Genomic DNA, 20122 nt, shown 5'->3' with positions numbered 1-20122 from the left:
CAGCGCGCCGTCAGGCGATCAGGGCTGCCGCCGCGACGAGGCGCGCGTCCCGGCGAGCCGCCCAGACGGTGATCGCGAACAACACCACGCCGATCACGGCGAGGCCCGCGCCGACCATGGCGGGCGCGGTGTACCCGAGCCCGGCCGCGATCACGGCGCCGCCCAGCCAGGCGCCCGCGGCGTTGGCGATGTTGAGCGCGGCGTGGTTCAACGCGGCGGCCAGCGTCTGCGCCTCGTGCGCCACATCCATCAGCCGGGTCTGCAAGCCGGGGGCGAGCGAGGCGCCACTCGCGCCGACCAGGAACGCACCGATCGCCGCGGTGTACGGATTGTGCGCCGCCGCAACGAATGCGGCGAGGATGACGGCCATACCGATCATGGCGAAGTAGATCGCGCGATCCACGCCGCGGTCGGCGAGCACACCGCCGACGATATTGCCGACCACCATGCCGACGCCGAACAGCATCAGCACCAGCGGAACCAGGCCGGCGGACATGCCGGCGACGCCGGTGAGCGTGGTGGTGATGTAGGTGTACACGGCGAACATGCCGCCGAAGCCGATCGCGCCGACCAGCAGGGTCAGCAGTACCTGGGGACGACGCAGCGCGCCGAGTTCGGTGACGGGGTTGGTCATCGTGATCCCGGTGAGTTCCGGGACGAACTTGATCAGTGCGGCGACGGTCGCCAGCCCGATCACGGCGACCACGACGTAGGCGTCGCGCCAGCCGAGATGTTGGCCGAGCCAGGTCGCAGCAGGAACGCCGACGACATTGGCGGCGCTCAACCCGAGCATAACCGCGGCGACCGCTTTCGCGCGCTGCCCCACCGGAGCGAGGGTGGCGGCGGCGAGCGAGGCGACGCCGAAGTACGCGCCGTGCGGCAGACCGGAGACGAACCGCGCGGCCACCAGCGTGCCGAAGCTCGGCGCCAGCACGGTCGCGATGTTGCCCAGCGTGAACGCCGCCATCAACGCGATGAGCAGTTTCTTCCGGGACACCCGCGCGCACAGCGCGGCGATGACCGGCGCACCGATCACCACCCCGAGCGCGTACGCGGAGACGGCGTGTCCCGCGGTCGGTTCGGAGACGCCCATCGCGTGGGCGATATTGGGCAGCAGGCCCATGGTGACGAATTCTGTTGTGCCGATGCCGAATCCGCCGAGAGCCAGCGCGAGCATGGCCGGAATATGCCAGCTCGTCCGCTCAGCCTCGGGGCGTGCGGGTACCTGGGTGGCGAGTGGGGTGGTCACGTATTCATGAAACGCCTCCCGCGGCGGTTTCGCTTCCCGAGTAAACGTGAGTTGAAACACCTTTAGATCGAGAAAACATGCAGGTCAGCAGGAAAAATCGCCCAATTTGGACGGTCCGGCCATTCGACCTGGCAATTTTCATTCGGAAACACTCGCGTACCCCGAGCGCACCGCCCGACGCCCCCGCCGAATGTGCGCGGCGTCATCCCGGCCCCGGTTCGATTCCGCCGACGAGCAATTCACGCCGCAGGGGGTTCGCGGAGTTCGAAGGTGCGGCGGTATTCCGCGGGTGTCACGCCGACTACGGCGGCGAAGTGTCTGCGCAGGTTGGCGGCGGTGCCGAGACCGCACATCCGGCTGACCCGGCCGATGGGGTGATCGGTGGATTCGAGCAGCGATTGTGCGCGGGCCAAGCGCTGGGTCAGCAACCACTGTTTCGGGGTCACCCCGATCGACTGCTGTACGCGGCGATGGAAGGTGCGCGGGCTCATGGCGGCGCGGGCGGCGAGCTGGTCGACGGTGAGCGGCTCGCCGAGGTGGGCGCGGGCCCATTCGAGCGCGGGCCCGAGATCGGCCGCGGCCCGCGCCGTGACGGACAGGTCGACGAACTGGGCCTGCCCCCCGGCTCGATTCGGCGGCACCATCAACCGCCTGGCCAGCCGGTTCGCCACGGCCGCCCCGAAATCGCGGCGCACCAGATGCAGCGAGAGATCCAGCGCGGCGGTCATTCCCGAGCTGGTGAGGATGTCCCCGTCGTCCACATAGAGCGCCGATCCGTCCACTTCGACGGCGGGAAAGCGCCGAGCCAGGATCGCGGCGTGCTCCCAGCCCACGGTGGCTCGCCTGCCGTCGAGCAGACCGGCGGCGGCCAGCACGAAAGTGCCGCTGCACAGCGCGACCATCCGTGCGCCGCGCCGGTGCGCCGCGGCGAGGGCATCGATCAGTTCGGGCGGCACCGGGCGGTTGTCGGTCGTGCAGTCGTAGGCGATCGACGGGATGAAAACCGTGTCGGCGGCGACCAGTTCGGCCACGCCGTACTCGGCGCGCAGGAAGGCGCCGTGCCCGATCGCCGACTCGGCCGTTTCCGGCAGGACCGAGCAGATCCGCAGCTCGTACCAGTCGTCGGCGATACCGGGCTGCGGAGTGCCGAAAATCGAGGCGAGCACGCCGAGTTCGTAGAGATCCCAGGGATGCATCGCACCGGGCGTGACGGCGATGGCGACGGTGCGGCCGGTCATGCCGCCCAGGATATGGCAGGAAGCGTGCGCCGACGGTCAGTCCTGCCACTCGTGCGACGCGACCCGAACGCGAAGACTGGGACGCGGGCGCCCACCCGACACCCGCACAGATCTACGGAGGAAACGCATGACCAGCGAAAAGCGCACGCGGATAACGGTGCTCGGACTCGGGCGGATGGGCTCGGCGATCGCCGGACGCTACCTGGCCGCCGGCTACCCGACGACGGTGTGGAATCGGACGCCGGGCCGCGCGCCGCAGCTGGACGAGCTGGGTGTGCGCCGCGCCGCGACGCTCCCCGACGCGATCACGGCGAGCGAACTGATCATCGTCTCGCACGTCGACACCCCTGGCGTGGCGGCGCTGCTGGAGACCGTTCCCGGCGCACTGGCGGGACGCACGGTGCTGAACGTCTCGACGGGCCGTCCCGACGACGCCCGCGCGCTCGCGGCGTGGATCGCCGAGCAGCAGGGGCACTTCCTCGACGGTGCGATTCTCGGCATGCCCGCGACGGTGGGCACCGCGGCCACGCTCGTTCCCTACAGCGGGTCGGCCGAAGCCGCGGACGCGCACGGCTCGGCGATCGCCGAGCTGGGTGCCACAACCTATCTCGGCGCCGACACCGGCCTGGCGGCCCTACACGACATGGCGGTGCTCGCGGGCATGTACGGGCTGTTCGGCGGTTTCTTCCACGCGGCGGCGATGCTCGGCGGCACACCGGCCACCGTGCACGGGCTCACCGCCGACTTCCTGGTGCCCTGGCTGCGTGCGCTGCTCGACGTGCTACCGGCCCTTGCCGCCGAAATCGACGCGGACGAGTTCGCACCGACCTTCGCGAGCATCGCGGAGATGGGTTCGGTGCTGGAAACGATCCGCGGCGTGAGTCGCGAGCAAGGCGTGCCCACCGACCTGCTGGACCCGTTGCAGCGCCTGCTCGACGTGAGCGTCGAACGCGGTCTCGGCGCGGAGAACTTCCCCCGCGCCGCCACGGTGCTGCGCGACCACACCGTCGCGGCCTGACCGGAAAACAGTCCGGGCACCCGTACCACCGTGTGGTGCGGGTGCCCGTAGAGTCGTCCCCGGCGCCGGAATCGCTGCCGGCGCCGGGACATTCAGCTGGTCAGCGCAGGGCGCGGGCCAGGTTGGCGTCCAGCGCGCCGAGGAATTCCTCGGTGCTCAGGTAGCCCTGATCGCCGCCGACGAGCAGCGCGAGATCCTTGGTCATCTGGCCGCCCTCGACGGTCTTGATGACGACATCCTCGAGGGTCTGCGAGAAGCCGATCACCTCGGGGGTGTTGTCCAGCTTGCCGCGGTGCTCGAGCCCGCGCGTCCAGGCGAAGATCGACGCGATCGGATTGGTCGAGGTCGGCTTGCCCTGCTGGTGCTGACGGTAGTGCCGGGTGACGGTGCCGTGCGCGGCCTCCGCCTCACAGGTCTTGCCGTCCGGGGTCAGCAGCACCGAGGTCATCAGGCCGAGCGAACCGAAGCCCTGGGCCACGGTGTCGGACTGCACGTCGCCGTCGTAGTTCTTACAGGCCCAGACGTAACCGCCCTCCCACTTCATGGAGGATGCGACCATGTCGTCGATGAGGCGGTGCTCGTAGGTCAGGCCCGCCGCGTCGAACTGGGTCTTGAACTCGGCGTCGAAGATGTCCTGGAACGTGTCCTTGAACATGCCGTCGTAGGCCTTGAGGATGGTGTTCTTCGTGGAGAGATACACCGGGTAGTTCTGCTGCAGGCCGTAGTTGAACGAGGCGCGCGCGAAATCGATGATCGAGTTCTTGAAGTTGTACATGCCCATGACGACGCCGCCGTCCTCGGGCATCTTCACGACCTCGTGCTGAATCGGCTCGCTGCCGTCCTCCGGCGTGAAGGTCACGGTGACCGTGCCCGCCTGGTACACCTTGAAATCGGTGGCGCGGTACTGGTCGCCGAACGCGTGACGGCCGATGATGATCGGCTTGGTCCAGCCGGGCACCAGGCGCGGGACGTTGGAGATGATGATCGGGGCGCGGAAGATGGTGCCGCCGAGGATGTTGCGGATGGTGCCGTTGGGCGAGCGCCACATCTTCTTCAGGCCGAATTCCTTGACGCGGGCCTCGTCCGGCGTGATGGTGGCGCATTTGACGCCGACGCCGTGGCGCTTGATCGCCTCGGCGGCATCGATGGTGACCTGGTCGTCTGTCTTGTCCCGGTACTCGATGCCCAGGTCGTAGTACTCGAGGTTCACGTCGAGATACGGATGGATCAGCTTGTCCTTGATGAACTGCCAGATGATCCGGGTCATCTCGTCGCCGTCGAGTTCGACGACGGTGCCTTCAACCTTGATCTTGGACATGGATCTTCGTGTCCTCCTAGGATGGTGCCCTCATTGCACGGCCAGGCGAACACGCTTGTGAGCGGACCCCAGCTGTTCCAACAGACAACGTATATGCCCCGCGTTGTCCGCGAGACGTGTGGTGCAAACAAGACAAGCGTACTGCTGCCGCCGTTCGCGGTGTGCGGGCAGCCCCCCGAGTGAGAAACCCCACGAACTTACTGACTGGTAGGTCCCAGCGCAATTCGCCGGTTGGCCCCGGCGCCGCGCACCGGTGGCTACGGCGCAATGCGCAGGTCGCCCGCGCCCCCCACGATAGGTCCGCGGACCGCCGCCTGGCGATCCGCGGACCGAGTCGTTATCCAGTTGATCAGACCCCGACGTGCACCGGGCGCGCCGCGTCGTCGGCGCCTTCGATCAGGTTCGCCGGCCGGTCCCGGATCATCAGCCAGATCACCGGGATGGCGGCGAGGAAGAACCCGGCACCGACATAGAACGCCACGTCGTAGCTGTGGATCGAAGCGCGGGCGAGCAGGTTGTCCAGCGGCGCGTGGCTCTCGGCGTAGCTCTTGGCCGTCTGCACCGAGATGGTGGTCAGCAGGGCCGTGCCGACCGCGCCGCCGACCTGCTGTGCCGCGTTCAGCAGCGCACTGGCCACGCCCGAATCCGCTTCTTCCACCTGATGCAGCGCGACGGTCTGCATGCCGACGAACAGCGGGCCCATGCCGAGCGCGATGAGCAGCTGCGCGGGCAGCACGCTGGTCGCGTAGCCGTCCCCGAAACCGAGCTGGGCCAGCCACAGCAGGCCGAGCACGCCGAGCACGGCGCCGGCCACCATCAGCGGCCGCGGGCCGATCTTCGGCAGCAGCGCGCTGGTCACGCCCGCGGAGATCGCGATGCCCGCGGGGAACGGCAGGAACGCGAAGCCCGCCTTCAGCGACGAGTAGCCGAGCGTGATCTGGAAGTAGTAGCTGAGGAACAGGAACATCGCGAACATGGCGATCGGCACCAGCAGCGCGGCGAGGAACGCGCCGCCCCGGTTGATCTCACCCGGAATATGCAGCGGCAGCAGCGGATTCGCCGAACGGCGCTCGATCGCGACGAACGCGGTCAGCAGCGCGGCACCGGCCACCAGCAGGCCGAGCGTGCTGCCCGCCAGCCAGCCGTCGGCGGCGGCCCGGCTGAAGCCGTACACGATCGCGATCAGACCGAGGGTGACGGTGACCGCGCCGGGCACGTCGTAGCCACCGGTCCGGGGTGTCGGCACATCTTTGACCACCCAGGCCAGCGCGCCGACCAGGGCGAGCAGCGCAATCGGGGTGTTCACCAGCAGGCACCAGCGCCACGAGGCGTATTCGGTGAGCGCGCCACCGGCGATCAGGCCGAGCGCGGCGCCACCGGCGGAGATGCCCGCGAACAGGCCGAAGGCCTTGGCCCGCTCACCGGGTTCGGTGAAGGTCACCGAGAGCAGCGAGAGCGCGGCCGGCGCGAGCAACGCCGCGAACGCACCCTGCAGGGCACGGCCGGCGAACATCTCGGCCCCGTTCTGCGCGAGACCGGCAAGTGCCGACGCGGCCGCGAAGCCGATCAGGCCGACGATGAAGATCCGCCGTCGGCCGAGGTAGTCGGCGAGCCGACCGCCGAGCAGCAGCAGGCCGCCGAAGATCAGCGTGTACGCCGTGAGCATCCACTGCTTGTTGCCGTCGCTGATGCCGAGGTCCTGCTGCGCGAAGGGCAGCGAGATCGTCACGATGGTGGCGTCGAGCACCACCATGAGCTGGGCCAACGCGATGACGCCGAGGGCGAACCAGCGCGCTGAACTGCCTTGTTTTTCTGGAACTGCTACCGCTGTCGCAGTGTCGGTCACTGTCTTCTCCCTCATTTCGAAGTGGAGCCATCCTGACATTGCGCGACATTTGGCGTCAAGAGAAAAATGTCTGATCGCGACAGTTGTCTGTTAATGACACGATCCGGCCCGATTGCGATAGCATGGACGCATGCTCGAGTCACCGACGCCGACGAGTGCGAACACCGCGGCCCCCGCGCCGCAACCCCACCCCGGCCTGCGCGAGCGGAAGAAGCAGCAGACGCGGTTGCGCATCATCGAAGTCGGCCTGAACCTGTGCGACGCACAGGGATTCGACGCCACCACGATCGAACAGATCGCCAATGCGGCCGATATCTCGCCGCGCACCATCAACCGGTACTTCGAGAGCAAGGAAGACATCGTCCTCGGGCCGGTGGTCGACTTCGGCGCGGCGGTCGCGGAAACCCTGCGCGAGCTGCCGCGCACCGGGAACGAACTGCACGCGCTGCGCGAGGCGTTCCTGCGGGTCGTCGACAGCGCGTCGACGAACGACAGCACCGACCCGGTGACCTTCCGCCAGTTCCAGCAGATGCGGCGGATCATGCGCAGCAGCGCGGCGGTCAGCACCCGCAGCATCGACCACGCCGAGAGCAAGAACGTCGCGATCGCGAGCGTGCTCGCCGAGCGGCTCGACACCACGCCCGACGCACTGCCGGTACGGCTCATCCTCGGTGCCTGGCAGTTGATCGGGCACGTCGGCATGGAATGTCAGGAGGCAGTCTTCGACGACGACGATCTCGAGGCCGCGGCCCAGGCCTCGCGCGCGGCCTTCACCACGACATTCGACGAGTTCCTGCGCCTGTGCTGCGGTACCGGTAGCGCCGCCACGGGGTGAGGTTGCGGCGGGCGCGGGCGCGCCGGTTATGATCGCGGTCAGGTCATGAGTACCAGCGCCAAGCCCCGGCTCGCTGGTCGGCAACCCTCCAGCAGCGGTGGGGTGCTCCGGGTGATGACCCGGCTCTCGACGGTCGAGAGCAAGCGCGCTTCCAGGAGGTTCCCGAAATGTGTTGTTGTTCTTCGCCTGCGCCCCGATAACCGAGCAGTTCTGGCGAGCAACCTTTTCTTTGGAGCAAAACCGAGATGACTGACCCCACCGTGTCCGAGGTCGATCCGAGCCAGTGGTCCTTCGAGACCAAGCAGGTGCACGCGGGCCAGGCGCCCGACGACAGCACCGGCGCCCGGGCCCTGCCGATCTACCAGACCACCTCGTACGCCTTCCGCGATACCGACCACGCCGCCGCGCTGTTCGGCCTCGCCGAGCCGGGCAATATCTACACCCGGATCATGAATCCCACGCAGGACGTGGTCGAGCAGCGCGTCGCCGCGCTCGAGGGCGGCGTCGCCGCGCTGCTGCTGGCCTCCGGGCAGGCCGCGGAGACCTACGCGATCCTGAACCTGGCCGCGGCCGGCGACCATATCGTGTCCAGCCCGCACCTGTACGGCGGCACCTACAACCTCTTCCACTACACGCTGCCCAAGCTCGGCATCGAGGTGTCCTTCGTCGACGACCCGGACGACCTCGAGCAGTGGCGCGCCGCGATCCGGCCGAACACCAAAGCGTTCTACGGCGAGACCATCGCCAATCCGAGCAGCGCCATCTTCGACATCCCCGGCATCGCCGCCGTCGCGCACGCGGCCGGGCTGCCCTTGCTCGTGGACAACACGGTGGCCACGCCGTACCTGATCCAGCCGCTGGCGCATGGTGCCGACATCGTGGTGCACTCGGCGACCAAGTACCTCGGCGGGCACGGCTCGGCCATCGCCGGCGTCATCGTCGACGGCGGCACCTTCGACTGGACGGTGACCGACGCGCAGGGACAGTCCCGCTACCCCGGTTTCACCACCCCGGACCCGAGCTACCACGGCGCGGTGTTCGCCGATCTCGGCGCGCCCGCGTTCGCGCTCAAGGCCCGCGTGCAACTGCTGCGCGACCTCGGCGCGGCCATCTCACCGTTCAACGCGTTCCTGATCAGCCAGGGCATCGAGACGCTGAGCCTGCGGGTCGAGCGACATGTGGCCAATGCCACGGCGGTCGCCGAATTCCTGCGCACCCACCCGGACGTGATCTCGGTCAGCTACGCGGGTCTGCCCACGTCACCGTGGTACGAACGCGCCCAGCAACTGGCGCCGAAGGGCGCGGGCGCGATCGTCGCGTTCGAGCTGCGCGGTGGTGTCGATGCGGGCAAGAAGTTCGTGGACGGATTAGCCCTGCACAGCCATGTGGCTAACATCGGAGATGTGCGTTCTCTCGTGATCCACCCCGCGTCGACCACACATTCGCAGCTCACGCCGGACGAACAACTCCGCGCGGGCGTCACTCCGGGGCTGGTCCGGCTGGCGGTGGGCATCGAGGGGATCGACGACATCCTGGCCGATCTGCGCGCCGGCTTCACGGCGGCGGCGACGTGACGGTGGGTACCGAACCGAGTTTCCGCCGTTCGTCCGGGGTAGCCCTGCCGCCGCCGGACGGACGGCTCGGGATCATCCCGGTCGGTGACATTCGATTGGAGAGCGGCGCGGTCATTCCGCAGGTCCATCTCGCGGTCCAGCGGTGGGGCGAGCTCTCTCCCGAGCTGGACAACGTGGTGTTGGTCGAGCACGCGCTCACCGGCGACTCGCACGTGGTCGGCTTCCCGGACGATATCCACCCGCTGCCCGGTTGGTGGGACGGCATGGTCGGTCCGGGCTGTCCGCTCGACACCGACGAGTGGTGCGTGATCGCGACGAACGTGCTCGGTGGCTGCAAGGGCAGCACCGGGCCGTCGACCCTGGCACCCGACGGGAAACCTTGGGGCGCACGGTTTCCGGAGATCTCCATCCGCGACCAGGTGACCGCCGAGGCGGCGCTGATGGATCGGCTCGGCGTCACGCGGCTGGCCGCGGTCGTCGGCGGCTCGATGGGCGGCATGCGGGTGCTCGAGTGGATGGTCGGCAGTCCCGACCGGGTCGGCGCCGCGTTGGTACTGGCCGTCGGCGCCCGCGCCACCGCCGACCAGATCGGCACCCAGACCACCCAGATCGCCGCCATCAAGGCCGATCCGGACTGGCAGGGCGGCGATTACCACGACACCGACCGCGCGCCGATGACCGGCATGGGCCTGGCCCGGCGCATCGCGCACCTCACCTATCGGACCGAGGACGAGCTCGACCACCGCTTCGAGAACAGCGCGCAGGGTGCCGAAGATCCTTGGCGCGGTGGACGTTACGCGGTGCAGAGCTACCTGGACCACCAGGCCGACAAGCTGTGCAACCGGTTCGATCCGGCCACCTACGTGCTGCTGACCGAGGCGATGAACCGCCACGACATCGGCCGCGGCCGCGGCGGGGTGCAGGCGGCGCTGGCCGCGACGCCCGTGCCGTGCGTGGTCGGCGGCGTCGACTCCGACCGGCTGTATCCGCTGCGCACCCAGCAGGAACTCGCCGACGGGCTGCCCGGCTGCGACGGGCTCGAGGTCGTGCACTCCAGAGACGGTCACGACGGCTTCCTCACCGAGGCGGCCGCGGTGGCGAAACTGCTGACCGAAACGGTGCGCCTGGCCCGCGCCGCCCGCCAACCCGCCAACTGAGGTTCAAGCGCGCGATTGTCGCGGCGCGCAAGAACTGTCGCGGCGGGTACGAATCGTCGCGGCGCGCACAGAAGCGCCGACGAGTTCGTGCGCGTGGGGCCTGCGCGCACGAATTGTCGCCGCAGGAGCGGACTGTCGCGGCGCGCGCGAGTTGTCGCGACGCGCGCGAATTGTCATGGCGCGCGAATTGTCATGGCGCGCGCGGAATTGCTTATTGATTCGTGCGCGGGGTGCTGAGATGTGTGCGGGGGCAGGGGCTATGGGGCTGGGGCGCCGACGAGTAGGCGGACGATGGCGTGTACGAAACCTTGTAGGCGTTCGCGGGGGTACTCGTCGGGTTCGCTGACCGCCAGCCGCCCGAGCATCTCGGCCACCTGCAGCAGCGAGTTGGTGAGCAGCGCCGAATCCACACCGGCCCATCGCGGTTCGAGTGCGGTGCCGATCCGCACCAGCGCCTCGGCCTGATCGAAGATGCCCGCCCGCGAATTGCGCAGGGCCTCACGGTATTCGTCGGGTGCGTTGCCCGGTCCGGCGAGGATCAGCCGCCAGCGGGTCGGATTCTCCAGTGCCACACCGACGAACGCCTCGACCGTGGCCGAGGCCGCGACCACGGGGTCGGCGCCGATCAGGTCGGTCGGCAGAGTGGCGGCGACCTGTTCCAGGCCGCGCTCGCGTTCCCGTTCCAGCAGTGCCGCAACGAGTTCGGCGCGGGTCTTGAAGACGGTGTAGAGCACCGGCTTGCCGACGCCGGCCTCCTGCGCGACCGCCTCCATGTTCAGCTCGTGCAGTTCCATCCGGCCCAGCACCGCGAACGCGGCGTCGAGCAACTGGGCCCGGCGCTGCTCGGGCGGCAGGCGCGGCGCGTAACGGCGACGCGGCCGCTCCGCCGCGGTACGCGATGTGGTCACTGCCGCCTCACCTCCATGCGGTCCATCCTGACAGCATTCGCCCACCCGCGGGGAATCCGCCGGTCACAAATGCTACGCCCCCGTTGTATTCAACACACGCAATTGCTACGGTTGCGTTGTATTCACCCCCGCGCCCAGGGGCGATCACCGCAAAGGAGCACGTGATGCACTTCGATCCGACCACCCTGCGCCGGGACGACTACGGGTTCTTCGGTCCCGATTCGCCCAGCTGGAAGATCTGGACCGCGCCGACCGCGGTGATCGGCTTCCAGCGGGCCGTGGTGCTCGAGCACTTCGACCCGTACCTCACCGCCGCGGTCGCCGACTCACAGGGCATCTACAGCAACCCGCGCCGGCGGCTCGACCACACCTTCTCCTACTTCCTGATCGCCGCGATCGCCGACGGACGCACCGCCATCCAGGCGGCCGAACACCTGATGCAGGTGCACGCCCCGATGACGGGCATCGAACCGATCAGCGGCAACCGCTACAGCGCGAACAGCCCCGAGACCCAGCTGTGGATCCACATCACCGGCTGGCACTCGGTGCTCAAGGCCTACGAGATGTTCGGCCCTGGCCCGCTCTCGCCGGAAGAAGAGACCCGGTTCTGGCACGAGTGCGCCATCGCGGCCGAACTGCAGACCTGCAAGCCGGCGGACGTGCCCCGCTCCCGGGAGGAGGTGCGCGCCTACTTCGAGCGGGTGCGCCCGCGCCTGTGCACCTCCGAACGCGCCGAAGAGGGCATGCACCACCTGCTGTGGACCTCGCCTCGCAACGGCGCCGGACTCGCGTATGCCATTGGCAGCAGGCTGCTTTCGCTCGCCTCGGTGGCGACGCTGCCGAAGTGGATGCGCACGCTCGGCCGCTTCGATCGCTGGGGCATCGTCGATCTCGCCGTGAAAATTCCCGCGAAGGTCCTGGTGTGGAGCTTCAGCCGGTTCAATTCGTTCGGGCTGCTCGCCGCGGCGCCGTTCATCGCACCGATGGCGGGCCAGATCCTGAAGGAACACATCAACGCCGAGCCGCCGACCCGGCCGGAAACCGTCACGCCGGCGCAGGCCCGCGCGCTCTACGGCAGCCGGGGCGCCCGGCCGGTACCGTCGCTCGTCTCGGAATCGGCCTGACCGGAAGGCATTTCGCGGGATCCGCCCGCCGCGTCGAGGGGTGCGGTGCGGCGGGTCGCGCGCTCAGAAGACGCCGAGGGTGTTGATCGTCGCGGCGATGAAGACGATGGACGAGCCGAGCAGGGTCAGCGCACCCACGTCGAAAGGCTTGCTGCGCACCGCGAGCAGGCCGACCCGCGCCGTCGGCAGGCACAGCCGGAAGGCGGCGGCCAGCAAGGTGGCTCCGCCGAAGAACAGGGCGCCGCGGCGCCACCGATCCTGGGCCACGAACACGATCGCCACCAGGATGACCAGCGTGACGAGCACGAGCGGCAGGTGGCAACGCAGGAACTGGGCTCCCGCACCACCGGTCCGCTGATCTACTCTCGACCGCTCGGCACCTGTCACCCCCCGATTCTTACAGACCCACAGATCCCGCGCCGCCGGCGGCCGCGATGGCCGCGTCGGGGCGGTCGGCACGTGGCGATTCCCACCCTTGCCGGGAAATTACTACCGAGCGTAGTTTGAGAAGGGATCAGCGGCACAGAAGGTGGGGCAATGCGAGCATTGACACGGATCGGGCATTACATCCAGGCGATGCGCCAGGCCAAGCGGAACCGCTCGGATCTGGTCGGCTGGCAGCTGCGCCGGCCGCAATTGCTGTTCAGCACAGCGGTATTCGAGACCTCGCTGCTGTTCGCGAACCGACTGGACCCGAAACTCAAGGAACTGGCCGAACTGAAAACCGCAGGCCTGGTGAACTGCGAGTTCTGCCTGGACATCGGCTCCGCGCTGGCCAGATCCGCCGGCCTGTCCGAACAACAACTGCTGGACCTGCCGCGTTACCAGACCAGTTCCGCCTACACGGATTTGGAGAAGCTGGTCATCGCGTTCGCCGAAGCCATGACCGTCACGCCCGCGATCGGCATCGACGAATTGCGCGAATCCCTACTCGTTCATCTGTCCAAAGCGCAGCTGGCCGAACTGGCCGTCACCATCGCCTGGGAGAACCAGCGCGCCCGCGTCAATCAGGGGCTGGGTGTCCGCCCGACCGGCATGGCCGAAGGCGGCGTCTGCGCCCTGCCCGAACGGCCCGCCGCGGCCGAATGACCCTGCGGTCGAACCGATTCGGTACACGCCCCGAAAAATGGGGGCGGCGGCGCACGGGTGACATCATCTCGACCATGACTCGACGACTTTCCCTCCTCGCGCTGCTCGCCGTTCCGGCCGCGGCGCTGGCGCTGCCCGGCGCCACCGCCAACGCGATCCCCGGCCTCGACGCGCCGGTGATCGAAGAGGTCTTCTCGGTGTCGGGCACCGTGTCGGCGAAGTTCCACAACCCGAACAACGACGGCGTGTGCTGGATCTTCAACGCCAAGACCGGCGAAATCTTCGGCGGCAACAACCCGACCTCGTTCGCCACCAACGACCACAAGATGGTGCAGACCTCGATCGGCAACGGCAGCCTGCCCGCCGGACAGGTGATCGACGTGCGCGGCGCCTGCGCCTGGGAACGCCCCACCGGCCCGCACGACAACGTGACCGTCACCGACATCATCCCTGTCACCGTGGTCGGCAAGCCCAGCACCGGCAGCTTCGGCTGACCCACCCGGTCCCAGGTGGTAGCCGCAGTACGATTAGCGCTGTGACCGCAGCGCACGTCTATGAAGACCTGCATCGCTTGGTCGATCGGCTGACGCCCGATCAAGCGCATGCGCTGCGCGCGGTCGCATTGCAACTGGTTGTCACCGACACTCCAGAGCAGAGCCCTACCAGCAGCGAGCCCGGTAAGCGACGACGACACCTCTCGTTCGCCGGGGTAATGGACGCCGAGCCGGATCTCGCTGCGCGGTCGGAGGATCTGCTCCGCGAAGAACGTGGCAGGCAAGCCGAGTGATCGTCTGCGACACAGGCCCGCTCGTTGCCTGTACTGAACAAGAACGACGCGGATCATCAGCGCTGTCTAGACCTCCTGGAAACCCATCCTGGGCCACTACTCGTCCCGAGCCCTGTGCTCGCCGAAGTCTGCTATTTCCTGGAGACTCGCGTCGGCCCTTCGGTCGAGGCGTCTTTTCTGGAATCAATCGCGCGCGGTGAGATCGAACTGGTCGATCTCACCCGGGCCGACCTTTCCCGGATGGCGGAATTGGTTCGGAAATACGCCGACTTCCCGTTGGGCGCGGTTGATGCCGCGGTCCTCGCCGTCTCTGAACGCCTCGACACGCACGAAGTCGCAACCCTGGACCGCCGGCACTTCAGCGCTGTCCGGACCCGCCATTCCACACCCCTTCGGCTGCTCCCTGACTGACCGGCCCCGCAACGGAATGCCGGTACCTGATTGACTTGGGGCGTGTTCCGTCTGATGTTTCATGAGCCCGCTATTCCCGGGAACACCGGGAATGCGATCCGGTTGGTGGCCGGGACCGGGTCCGAGCTGCATCTGATCGAGCCATTGGGGTTCGATCTGTCCGAGGCGAAGCTGCGCCGGGCCGGGTTGGATTACCACGACCTGGCCTCGGTGACGGTGCATCCGAGTCTGGCGGCGGCGTGGACGGCGTTGCGGCCGGAGCGGGTGTTCGCGTTCACCACGCAGGCGACGACGCGCTACACCGAGGTCGCCTACCGCGCGGGTGACGTGCTGCTGTTCGGGACGGAGCCGACCGGGCTGCCGCCCGCGGTACTCGACGACCCGCAGGTGACGGCGCAGCTGCGGATTCCGATGCTGCCGGGCCGCCGCTCGATGAACCTGTCCAACGCGGCCGCGGTCACCGTGTACGAGGCGTGGCGGCAGCTCGGCTTCCCGGACGGCGTGTAGTCCCCGCTCAGCAGTCGATCTCGAATCGCTTGTGGCGGGAGGTCGCACCCGCCGCCAAGCGCACGGCGCTCTTCGGAACCCCGTAGTGCGCGGCGAGCAGTTCGATGGCGGCCTTGTTCGCTTTGCCCTCGACCGCGGGCGCACGCACATACAACTGCAAGGTCCCGTCGTCGAGGGTTTCGACGAGCGGGCCCTTGCGGCTGTTCGGTTTGATCGTCGCCCGGACGATGGTCGGCACCACACCTCCCTGTCGGTCGCCATAAATGGCTGGGCTCCAACAATATTCGACAGCTGGGCGGGTCCGCCCTCGATCTCGGACCCGCCCGGCGCAGTCTGCTCAGGACTCGGATTCCGCCGAACTCCCGGTGCCCGGAGGATTTTCAGTACCCGAAGGCTTTCCGGTGCCCGAAGAGCTTCCACCGCCCGAAGAACCGCTAGCGCCCGAAGCACTTCCCGTACCCGAAGAACCTCCGGCGCCCGGAGTACCGCTGCTTCCCGAAGTTACCTCGGCACCCGGCGAACTCGCTGAACCCGCAGCACCGCCCGACCGCTCGGCACCCACCGCAACCGGTGCGGGCCGACCCGCTTCCCCGTGCTCCGGCCCACTCGCCCCGGTCTTCTTCCGCCGCAACACCGTTCGCACGATGCCCCACACCACGGCGGCGAGCACCACGAGGAACCCGAGCCACGGAATCGCCTTGCCGGTGAACACCACCGCGTCCTTCAGCCAATCCACCAGCGAGTTCCAGCCGTCGACGATGCCCTCCCAGAAGCTGTCGGCGCGCTCCTCGTCGACCTTCTTGGTCGTGGTGGTGATGTCGATCGAGAGGCTGGACAGCGCGACCTGGTCGTCGAGGTGGCGCTTCTGCGCGGTCAGGCTGTCCAGTTCGCCCTGCCTGCTGGACAGCGCCTGCTCGGCGTTGAGCAGGTCGGCGGTGTTCGTGGCGTTCGCGATGAGCCCGCGCAGCCGCTCGACGGAGGCCTGCAGCGCCTTGATCCTGGCGTCCAGGTCTTCCCACTGCATGGTGACGTCGTCGCGGTTGGTGCTCACCCGGGTGACCTTGCCGATGCCGCCGAGCCCGTCGATGAACGCGTCGGTCTTGTCCGCGGGCACCCGGACGGTGAGCGTGGCGCTGGCGTCGGTGTCGCCGGCGCCGGGTTGCTCGGTCCGGCTGTCGATCCGGCCGCCGACCTCGCGCACCCGATCGGCGATCTTGCCCGCCGCGTCGATCGGCTTGTCGGCGGTGATCTCCACGCTGCCGGTGACGATTTCCTTACGCGCCGAGGTGGTTTCGCCGCTGCCGGTGTTGTCCTTGCGCGCGGGGCCCTGGTCGCGCAGCGCGGGTGGCGGCACGGCGGCGGGCGCGGGCGCCTCGGTGGCATAGGTGGCGGGCCGGCCCGGCGGCGCGGACTTCTTCGCGTCGTCGGCACCGCAGCCGACGAGCAAGGTGAGACCGAGCAGGCCGATGCACAGCACAGCAAGCTTCCGCATGATTCGCACAGTAACCCCTCTGGCTGCGGAAACGGCCCGACATAACGGTTCTCTAGAACGCTTCTAACAGTTCCTTAAAAGCGACGGCGGGCCCGGCCGCCGCCGCGGCTCAGCGGAAGTCCCGCGACTTCGAATCGACCCGCAGTTCCAGCCTGCGCAGGTGTTCGGCGACGACGGTGACCGCGCCCTCGGCGTTCTGCACCCGGCCCCGGATGAGCAGGGCAGGCGCGCTCTGGGCCAGGCGGCGATAGCGCGTCCACAACCCGACCGAGCAGACGACGTTCACCATGCCGGTCTCGTCCTCCAGGTTCATGAACGTGACACCGCCCGCCGTGGCGGGGCGCTGCCGATGGGTCACCGCGCCGCCCACCAGAACTCGCGAACCGTCGGGCACCGTGAGCAGATCGGCGGCGGGGACCACGCCGAGCGCGTCCAGTCGCGGACGCAGGAATTCGGTGGGGTAGCTCCCCGGCGAGACCCCGGTGGCCCAGACATCGGCGGCAGCCAGTTCGAGATCGCTCATGCCGGGCAGCACGGGCGCGGTGGTGGCGGCGCCGGTGCCGGGCAGGCGATCCGGGCGTTCCCCCGCGGCGGCGCCCGCGGCCCACAGCGCTGCGCGCCGGGTACTGCCCAGACTGCCGAGCGCGCCCGCGGTGGCCAGCGATTCGGCTTGCGCGACAGTCAGTTCCACCCGCCCGGTCAGGTCGAGGAAACTGGTGTAAGGCCGCTCTCCCCGGGCGGCGACGATCTTTTCGGCCAGATCGGAGCCGATGTGCCGGACCGCCGCGAGACCGAGCCGGATCTCGGTGCCCCGACATTCGAGGGTGGGTTCGGCCCGGCTGGCATTGATGTCGGGGCCGTGCACCACCACTCCGTGCCTGCGGGCGTCGGCGACCAGCGATTGCGGCGAATAGAAGCCCATCGGCTGGGCGCGCAGCAACCCGGCGCAGAACGCCGCCGGGTAGTGCAGTTTGAACCAGGCCGAATAGAACACGATCGAGGCGAAGCTCTGCGAATGACTCTCGGGGAAGCCGAAATTAGCGAAGGCGTAGAGCTTTTCGTAGATGCGATCGGCGATCTCGCCCTCGATGCCGTGCAGCTCGCGCATGCCTTGGTAGAGGCGCGCTTTGAGCCGCTGCATGCGTTCGGGCGACCGCTTGGAACCCATCGCGCGGCGCAGCTGATCGGCCTCGGTGGCGGTGAAGCCCGCGACATCGACCGCCATCTGCATCAGCTGCTCCTGGAACAGCGGCACGCCGAGGGTCCGGGCCAGCGCATTCTCCAGGGCCGGATGGTCGAAGTCCCAGTCCTCCAGCCCGTTGCGCCGCCGGATGTAGGGGTGCACCGAGCCGCCCTGGATCGGGCCGGGCCGGATCAGTGCCACCTCCACCACCAGGTCGTAGAACGTGCGGGGCCGCAGCCGGGGCAGGGTGGCCATCTGCGCGCGCGACTCCACCTGGAATACGCCCACCGAGTCGGCGCGCGAGAGCATTTCGTAGACGGCGGCCTCTTTCAGGTCGAGCTGGTGCAGCTCGACCACCTTGCCGGTGTGCTCGCGCACCAGGTCCATCATGTAGTGCAGCGCCGAGAGCATGCCGAGGCCGAGCAGATCGAACTTCACCAGATCGATGGCGGAACAGTCGTCCTTGTCCCACTGCAGCACGCTGCGGCCGGGCATGCGCGCCCACTCCACCGGGCAGACGTCGGCGATCGGCCGGTCGCAGATCACCATGCCACCGGAGTGGATGCCGAGATGCCTTGGGAGGCCTTCGATGTCGCCTGCCAACCGCAGCACTTCGGCGGGGATGTCGGTGTTCGCCTCCGCCTCGACGCCGGTCCACCTGCTCACCTGCTTGCTCCAGGCGTCCTGCTGCCCCTGCGAAAAGCCCAGTGCGCGAGCGGCATCGCGCACCGCGGACTTGCCACGGTAGGTGATCACATTGGCCACCTGGGCGGCGTACGCACGGCCGTACTTGGCGTAGACGTGCTGGATGGCCTCCTCGCGGCGGTCGGACTCGATGTCGATATCGATATCGGGCGGACCGTCGCGCTCCGGGGAGAGGAAGCGCTCGAACAGCAGGGTGTTGCCGACGGGATCGACATTGGTGATGCCGATCGCGTAGCAGACGGCCGAGTTGGCCGCCGAACCCCGGCCCTGACAGAGGATGTCGTTGTCCTGGCAGAAACGGACGATATCGTGCACCACCAGGAAGTAGCCGGGGAACTCCAGCTCCTCGATCACCGCCAGCTCGTGCTCGATCTGCTGGTAGGCCTTGGGATTTCGCTCCCGCGGCCCATAGCGCGCGGCCGCGCCCTCGAAGGCGAGCAGGCGCAGATAGGACGTCTCGTCGTGATTCGCGGGCACGGTGAACGGCGGGAGTTTCGGCGCGATCAGCTTCAGGTCGAAGGCGCACTCGCGGGCGAGCAGGACCGCGTTGCGCACCGCCTGCGGGCACTCGGCGAACAGCCACGCCATCTCCGCGCCGGAACGCAGGTGCGCGCCGCCGGTGGGCGCCAGCCAGCCCGCGATCTCGTCCAGACTCCGCCGCGCCCGGATCGCGGCCAGCGCCATGGCGCGACGACGCTGCCGCGGCGCGGCGAAATGCGCTCCGGTGGTGGCGATCACGGGCAGGCCGAGCCGCTCGGCCAGCACGATCAGGTGCGCGTTGCGCTCGTCGTCCTCCGGGATGCCGTGGTGGGTGAGCTCCACGCTCACCCGGTCGGCGCCGAAACGTTCGGTCAGATCGCGCAGCGCGGCCTCGGCGTGCACGAGACGGGTACTGCCCGAACGCAAGTCGTCCGCGAGTGCGCGGCGCAGATGTCCTTTCCGGCAGCCGGTCAGGATCTGCCACTGGCCGCCCGCCGCCGCGGTGAGGGTGTCGAGGTCGTAGCGCAGGATGCCCTTCTCCCCCGCCGCCATGTGCGCGGCCGCGATCTCCCGGGAAAGGCGGCGGTAGCCCTCCTGACCGCGGGCCAGCACCAGCAGATGCGGTCCGGCGGGGTCGGGAGATCCGGTGCGCGGCACGGAATCCGGGGCATCGATGTGCCCGCTCCGGCCGGCGCCGTTCCCGTCCGGGCCGGGCGCGCCGAGCACACCGTCCGGACCGGTCGCCGAATCCCGTTGGCTGCCCGCACGATCCGCGCCCTTGGTGCGCCGCCGCGCCGTCGGCCGGTCGGTACCGAGCGACAGCTCGGAGCCGAAGACGGTCGGCAGGCCGAATTCCCTGGCCGCCTCGGCGAAGCGCACCGTGCCGTAGAACCCGTCGTGGTCGGTGAGCGCGATCGCCTCCAGGCCGAGGCGCACGGCCTCCTCCACCAGCTCCTCGGGCTGGCTCGCCCCGTCCAGGAAGCTGTAGGCCGAGTGCGTGTGCAGTTCCGCGTACGGCACCCGCGCCTCGTCGTCCGGGGCCACCGGTTCGGCCCGGTACTCGCCGCGTTTACGGGACCAGGCCGGGCTGTCGCCGCCGTCGCCCGGATACATCGCGTCCGGATTCGTGCGGCCGGGCCGGCCGGACAGCACCCGTTCCAGCTCCGTCCAGGTGGGCGGGCCGTTACTCCACCCCACCGTG

General features: G+C 68.8%; 19 protein-coding genes and 1 riboswitch. Of the genes, 10 read left to right on the top strand and 9 right to left on the bottom strand.

What is annotated here, in order from left to right:
• Positions 1-10: 10 nt before the first annotated feature.
• A complete protein-coding gene (locus tag TY25_RS34645) occupies positions 11-1177 on the bottom strand; it encodes an MFS transporter (protein ID WP_042263508.1) in 1167 nt (388 codons plus the stop codon).
• 311 nt (positions 1178-1488) lie between these two features.
• Positions 1489-2487: a GlxA family transcriptional regulator gene (locus tag TY25_RS34640; protein WP_042263507.1), complete on the bottom strand. Its 999-nt coding sequence runs from the start codon at positions 2485-2487 to the stop codon at positions 1489-1491.
• Between the two features lie 127 nt (positions 2488-2614).
• On the opposite strand from TY25_RS34640, the gene TY25_RS34635 reads away from it, so the two are divergent.
• A complete protein-coding gene (locus TY25_RS34635; RefSeq protein ID WP_042263505.1) occupies positions 2615-3505 on the top strand; it encodes an NAD(P)-dependent oxidoreductase in 891 nt (296 codons plus the stop codon).
• Between the two features lie 100 nt (positions 3506-3605).
• On the opposite strand, the gene TY25_RS34630 is transcribed toward TY25_RS34635, so the two are convergent.
• Complete coding sequence (locus TY25_RS34630) at positions 3606-4823, bottom strand: NADP-dependent isocitrate dehydrogenase (RefSeq protein WP_029894971.1); 1218 nt, start codon at positions 4821-4823, stop codon at positions 3606-3608.
• Positions 4824-5172: 349 nt separating this feature from the next.
• Positions 5173-6684 (bottom strand): MFS transporter, encoded by a 1512-nt coding sequence (locus TY25_RS34625; protein ID WP_052383390.1) that lies wholly within the window; start codon positions 6682-6684, stop codon positions 5173-5175.
• Positions 6685-6799: 115 nt separating this feature from the next.
• On the opposite strand from TY25_RS34625, the gene TY25_RS40980 reads away from it, so the two are divergent.
• From TY25_RS40980 to metX, 3 genes are all read left to right on the top strand, one after another.
• Positions 6800-7504, top strand: a complete 705-nt coding sequence (locus tag TY25_RS40980) for a TetR family transcriptional regulator (RefSeq protein WP_052383389.1) — start codon at positions 6800-6802, stop codon at positions 7502-7504.
• Positions 7505-7545: 41 nt separating this feature from the next.
• Positions 7546-7656: riboswitch (SAM riboswitch) on the top strand.
• Positions 7657-7749: 93 nt separating this feature from the next.
• On the top strand, positions 7750-9078 hold the full coding sequence (locus TY25_RS34615) for a bifunctional o-acetylhomoserine/o-acetylserine sulfhydrylase (RefSeq protein ID WP_042263501.1): 1329 nt from the start codon (positions 7750-7752) through the stop codon (positions 9076-9078).
• Positions 9075-10235, top strand: coding sequence for a homoserine O-acetyltransferase MetX (metX, locus tag TY25_RS34610; protein ID WP_042263499.1), 1161 nt, complete (start codon positions 9075-9077; stop codon positions 10233-10235). Before TY25_RS34615 ends, metX begins: the two co-directional genes overlap by 4 nt.
• A gap of 257 nt (positions 10236-10492) precedes the next feature.
• Here metX and TY25_RS34605 read toward each other — a convergent pair whose 3' ends face one another.
• On the bottom strand, positions 10493-11143 hold the full coding sequence (locus TY25_RS34605; protein WP_042263497.1) for a TetR/AcrR family transcriptional regulator: 651 nt from the start codon (positions 11141-11143) through the stop codon (positions 10493-10495).
• A gap of 164 nt (positions 11144-11307) precedes the next feature.
• On the opposite strand from TY25_RS34605, the gene TY25_RS34600 reads away from it, so the two are divergent.
• Entirely contained in the window at positions 11308-12267 is a 960-nt protein-coding gene (locus tag TY25_RS34600; protein WP_042263495.1) for an oxygenase MpaB family protein, read from the top strand.
• Positions 12268-12330: 63 nt separating this feature from the next.
• On the opposite strand, the gene TY25_RS34595 is transcribed toward TY25_RS34600, so the two are convergent.
• On the bottom strand, positions 12331-12654 hold the full coding sequence (locus tag TY25_RS34595) for a DUF3017 domain-containing protein (RefSeq protein ID WP_042263493.1): 324 nt from the start codon (positions 12652-12654) through the stop codon (positions 12331-12333).
• A 150-nt stretch (positions 12655-12804) separates the two neighbouring features.
• On the opposite strand from TY25_RS34595, the gene TY25_RS34590 reads away from it, so the two are divergent.
• From TY25_RS34590 to TY25_RS34570, 5 genes are all read left to right on the top strand, one after another.
• Positions 12805-13356 carry a carboxymuconolactone decarboxylase family protein gene (locus TY25_RS34590; RefSeq protein ID WP_042263490.1) on the top strand — a complete coding sequence of 184 codons (552 nt, stop codon included), beginning with the start codon at positions 12805-12807 and terminating at the stop codon, positions 13354-13356.
• A 74-nt stretch (positions 13357-13430) separates the two neighbouring features.
• The gene (locus TY25_RS34585; protein WP_146154086.1) at positions 13431-13850 is read left to right on the top strand and encodes a hypothetical protein; all 420 of its coding nucleotides are present in this window, start codon (positions 13431-13433) and stop codon (positions 13848-13850) included.
• 41 nt (positions 13851-13891) lie between these two features.
• Positions 13892-14143, top strand: coding sequence for a hypothetical protein (locus tag TY25_RS34580; protein WP_042263486.1), 252 nt, complete (start codon positions 13892-13894; stop codon positions 14141-14143).
• Positions 14144-14167: 24 nt separating this feature from the next.
• Complete coding sequence (locus TY25_RS42170; RefSeq protein ID WP_106387006.1) at positions 14168-14554, top strand: type II toxin-antitoxin system VapC family toxin; 387 nt, start codon at positions 14168-14170, stop codon at positions 14552-14554.
• A 42-nt stretch (positions 14555-14596) separates the two neighbouring features.
• The gene (locus tag TY25_RS34570) at positions 14597-15061 is read left to right on the top strand and encodes a tRNA (cytidine(34)-2'-O)-methyltransferase (protein WP_088607033.1); all 465 of its coding nucleotides are present in this window, start codon (positions 14597-14599) and stop codon (positions 15059-15061) included.
• Positions 15062-15068: 7 nt separating this feature from the next.
• On the opposite strand, the gene TY25_RS34565 is transcribed toward TY25_RS34570, so the two are convergent.
• The 3 genes from TY25_RS34565 to TY25_RS34555 form a co-directional block, all read right to left on the bottom strand.
• Positions 15069-15299, bottom strand: coding sequence for a DUF167 domain-containing protein (locus TY25_RS34565; protein ID WP_042263566.1), 231 nt, complete (start codon positions 15297-15299; stop codon positions 15069-15071).
• 99 nt (positions 15300-15398) lie between these two features.
• Complete coding sequence (locus tag TY25_RS34560) at positions 15399-16553, bottom strand: DUF4349 domain-containing protein (protein WP_042263480.1); 1155 nt, start codon at positions 16551-16553, stop codon at positions 15399-15401.
• A 109-nt stretch (positions 16554-16662) separates the two neighbouring features.
• Positions 16663-20118, bottom strand: a complete 3456-nt coding sequence (locus TY25_RS34555; RefSeq protein ID WP_042263478.1) for an error-prone DNA polymerase — start codon at positions 20116-20118, stop codon at positions 16663-16665.
• Positions 20119-20122: the final 4 nt, after the last annotated feature.

It is taken from the genome of Nocardia brasiliensis NBRC 14402 (assembly GCF_000308475.2).
GTDB lineage: Bacteria > Actinomycetota > Actinomycetes > Mycobacteriales > Mycobacteriaceae > Nocardia > Nocardia brasiliensis.
This window is presented reverse-complemented; position numbering and strand designations above follow the sequence as displayed.

Bases quoted from the DNA above. Each gene is read 5' to 3' on its own strand.
- TY25_RS40980 (WP_052383389.1), top strand. From the start codon at position 6,800: ATGCTCGAGTCACCGACGCCGACGAGTGCGAACACCGCGGCCCCCGCG.
- TY25_RS34560 (WP_042263480.1), bottom strand. From the start codon at position 16,553: ATGCGGAAGCTTGCTGTGCTGTGCATCGGCCTGCTCGGTCTCACCTTG.
- TY25_RS34590 (WP_042263490.1), top strand. From the start codon at position 12,805: ATGCGAGCATTGACACGGATCGGGCATTACATCCAGGCGATGCGCCAG.
- TY25_RS34615 (WP_042263501.1), top strand. From the start codon at position 7,750: ATGACTGACCCCACCGTGTCCGAGGTCGATCCGAGCCAGTGGTCCTTC.
- TY25_RS34645 (WP_042263508.1), bottom strand. From the start codon at position 1,177: ATGCTCGCGCTGGCTCTCGGCGGATTCGGCATCGGCACAACAGAATTC.
- TY25_RS34625 (WP_052383390.1), bottom strand. From the start codon at position 6,684: ATGAGGGAGAAGACAGTGACCGACACTGCGACAGCGGTAGCAGTTCCA.
- TY25_RS34640 (WP_042263507.1), bottom strand. From the start codon at position 2,487: ATGACCGGCCGCACCGTCGCCATCGCCGTCACGCCCGGTGCGATGCAT.
- TY25_RS34600 (WP_042263495.1), top strand. From the start codon at position 11,308: ATGCACTTCGATCCGACCACCCTGCGCCGGGACGACTACGGGTTCTTC.
- TY25_RS34630 (WP_029894971.1), bottom strand. From the start codon at position 4,823: ATGTCCAAGATCAAGGTTGAAGGCACCGTCGTCGAACTCGACGGCGAC.
- TY25_RS34635 (WP_042263505.1), top strand. From the start codon at position 2,615: ATGACCAGCGAAAAGCGCACGCGGATAACGGTGCTCGGACTCGGGCGG.
- TY25_RS34585 (WP_146154086.1), top strand. From the start codon at position 13,431: ATGACTCGACGACTTTCCCTCCTCGCGCTGCTCGCCGTTCCGGCCGCG.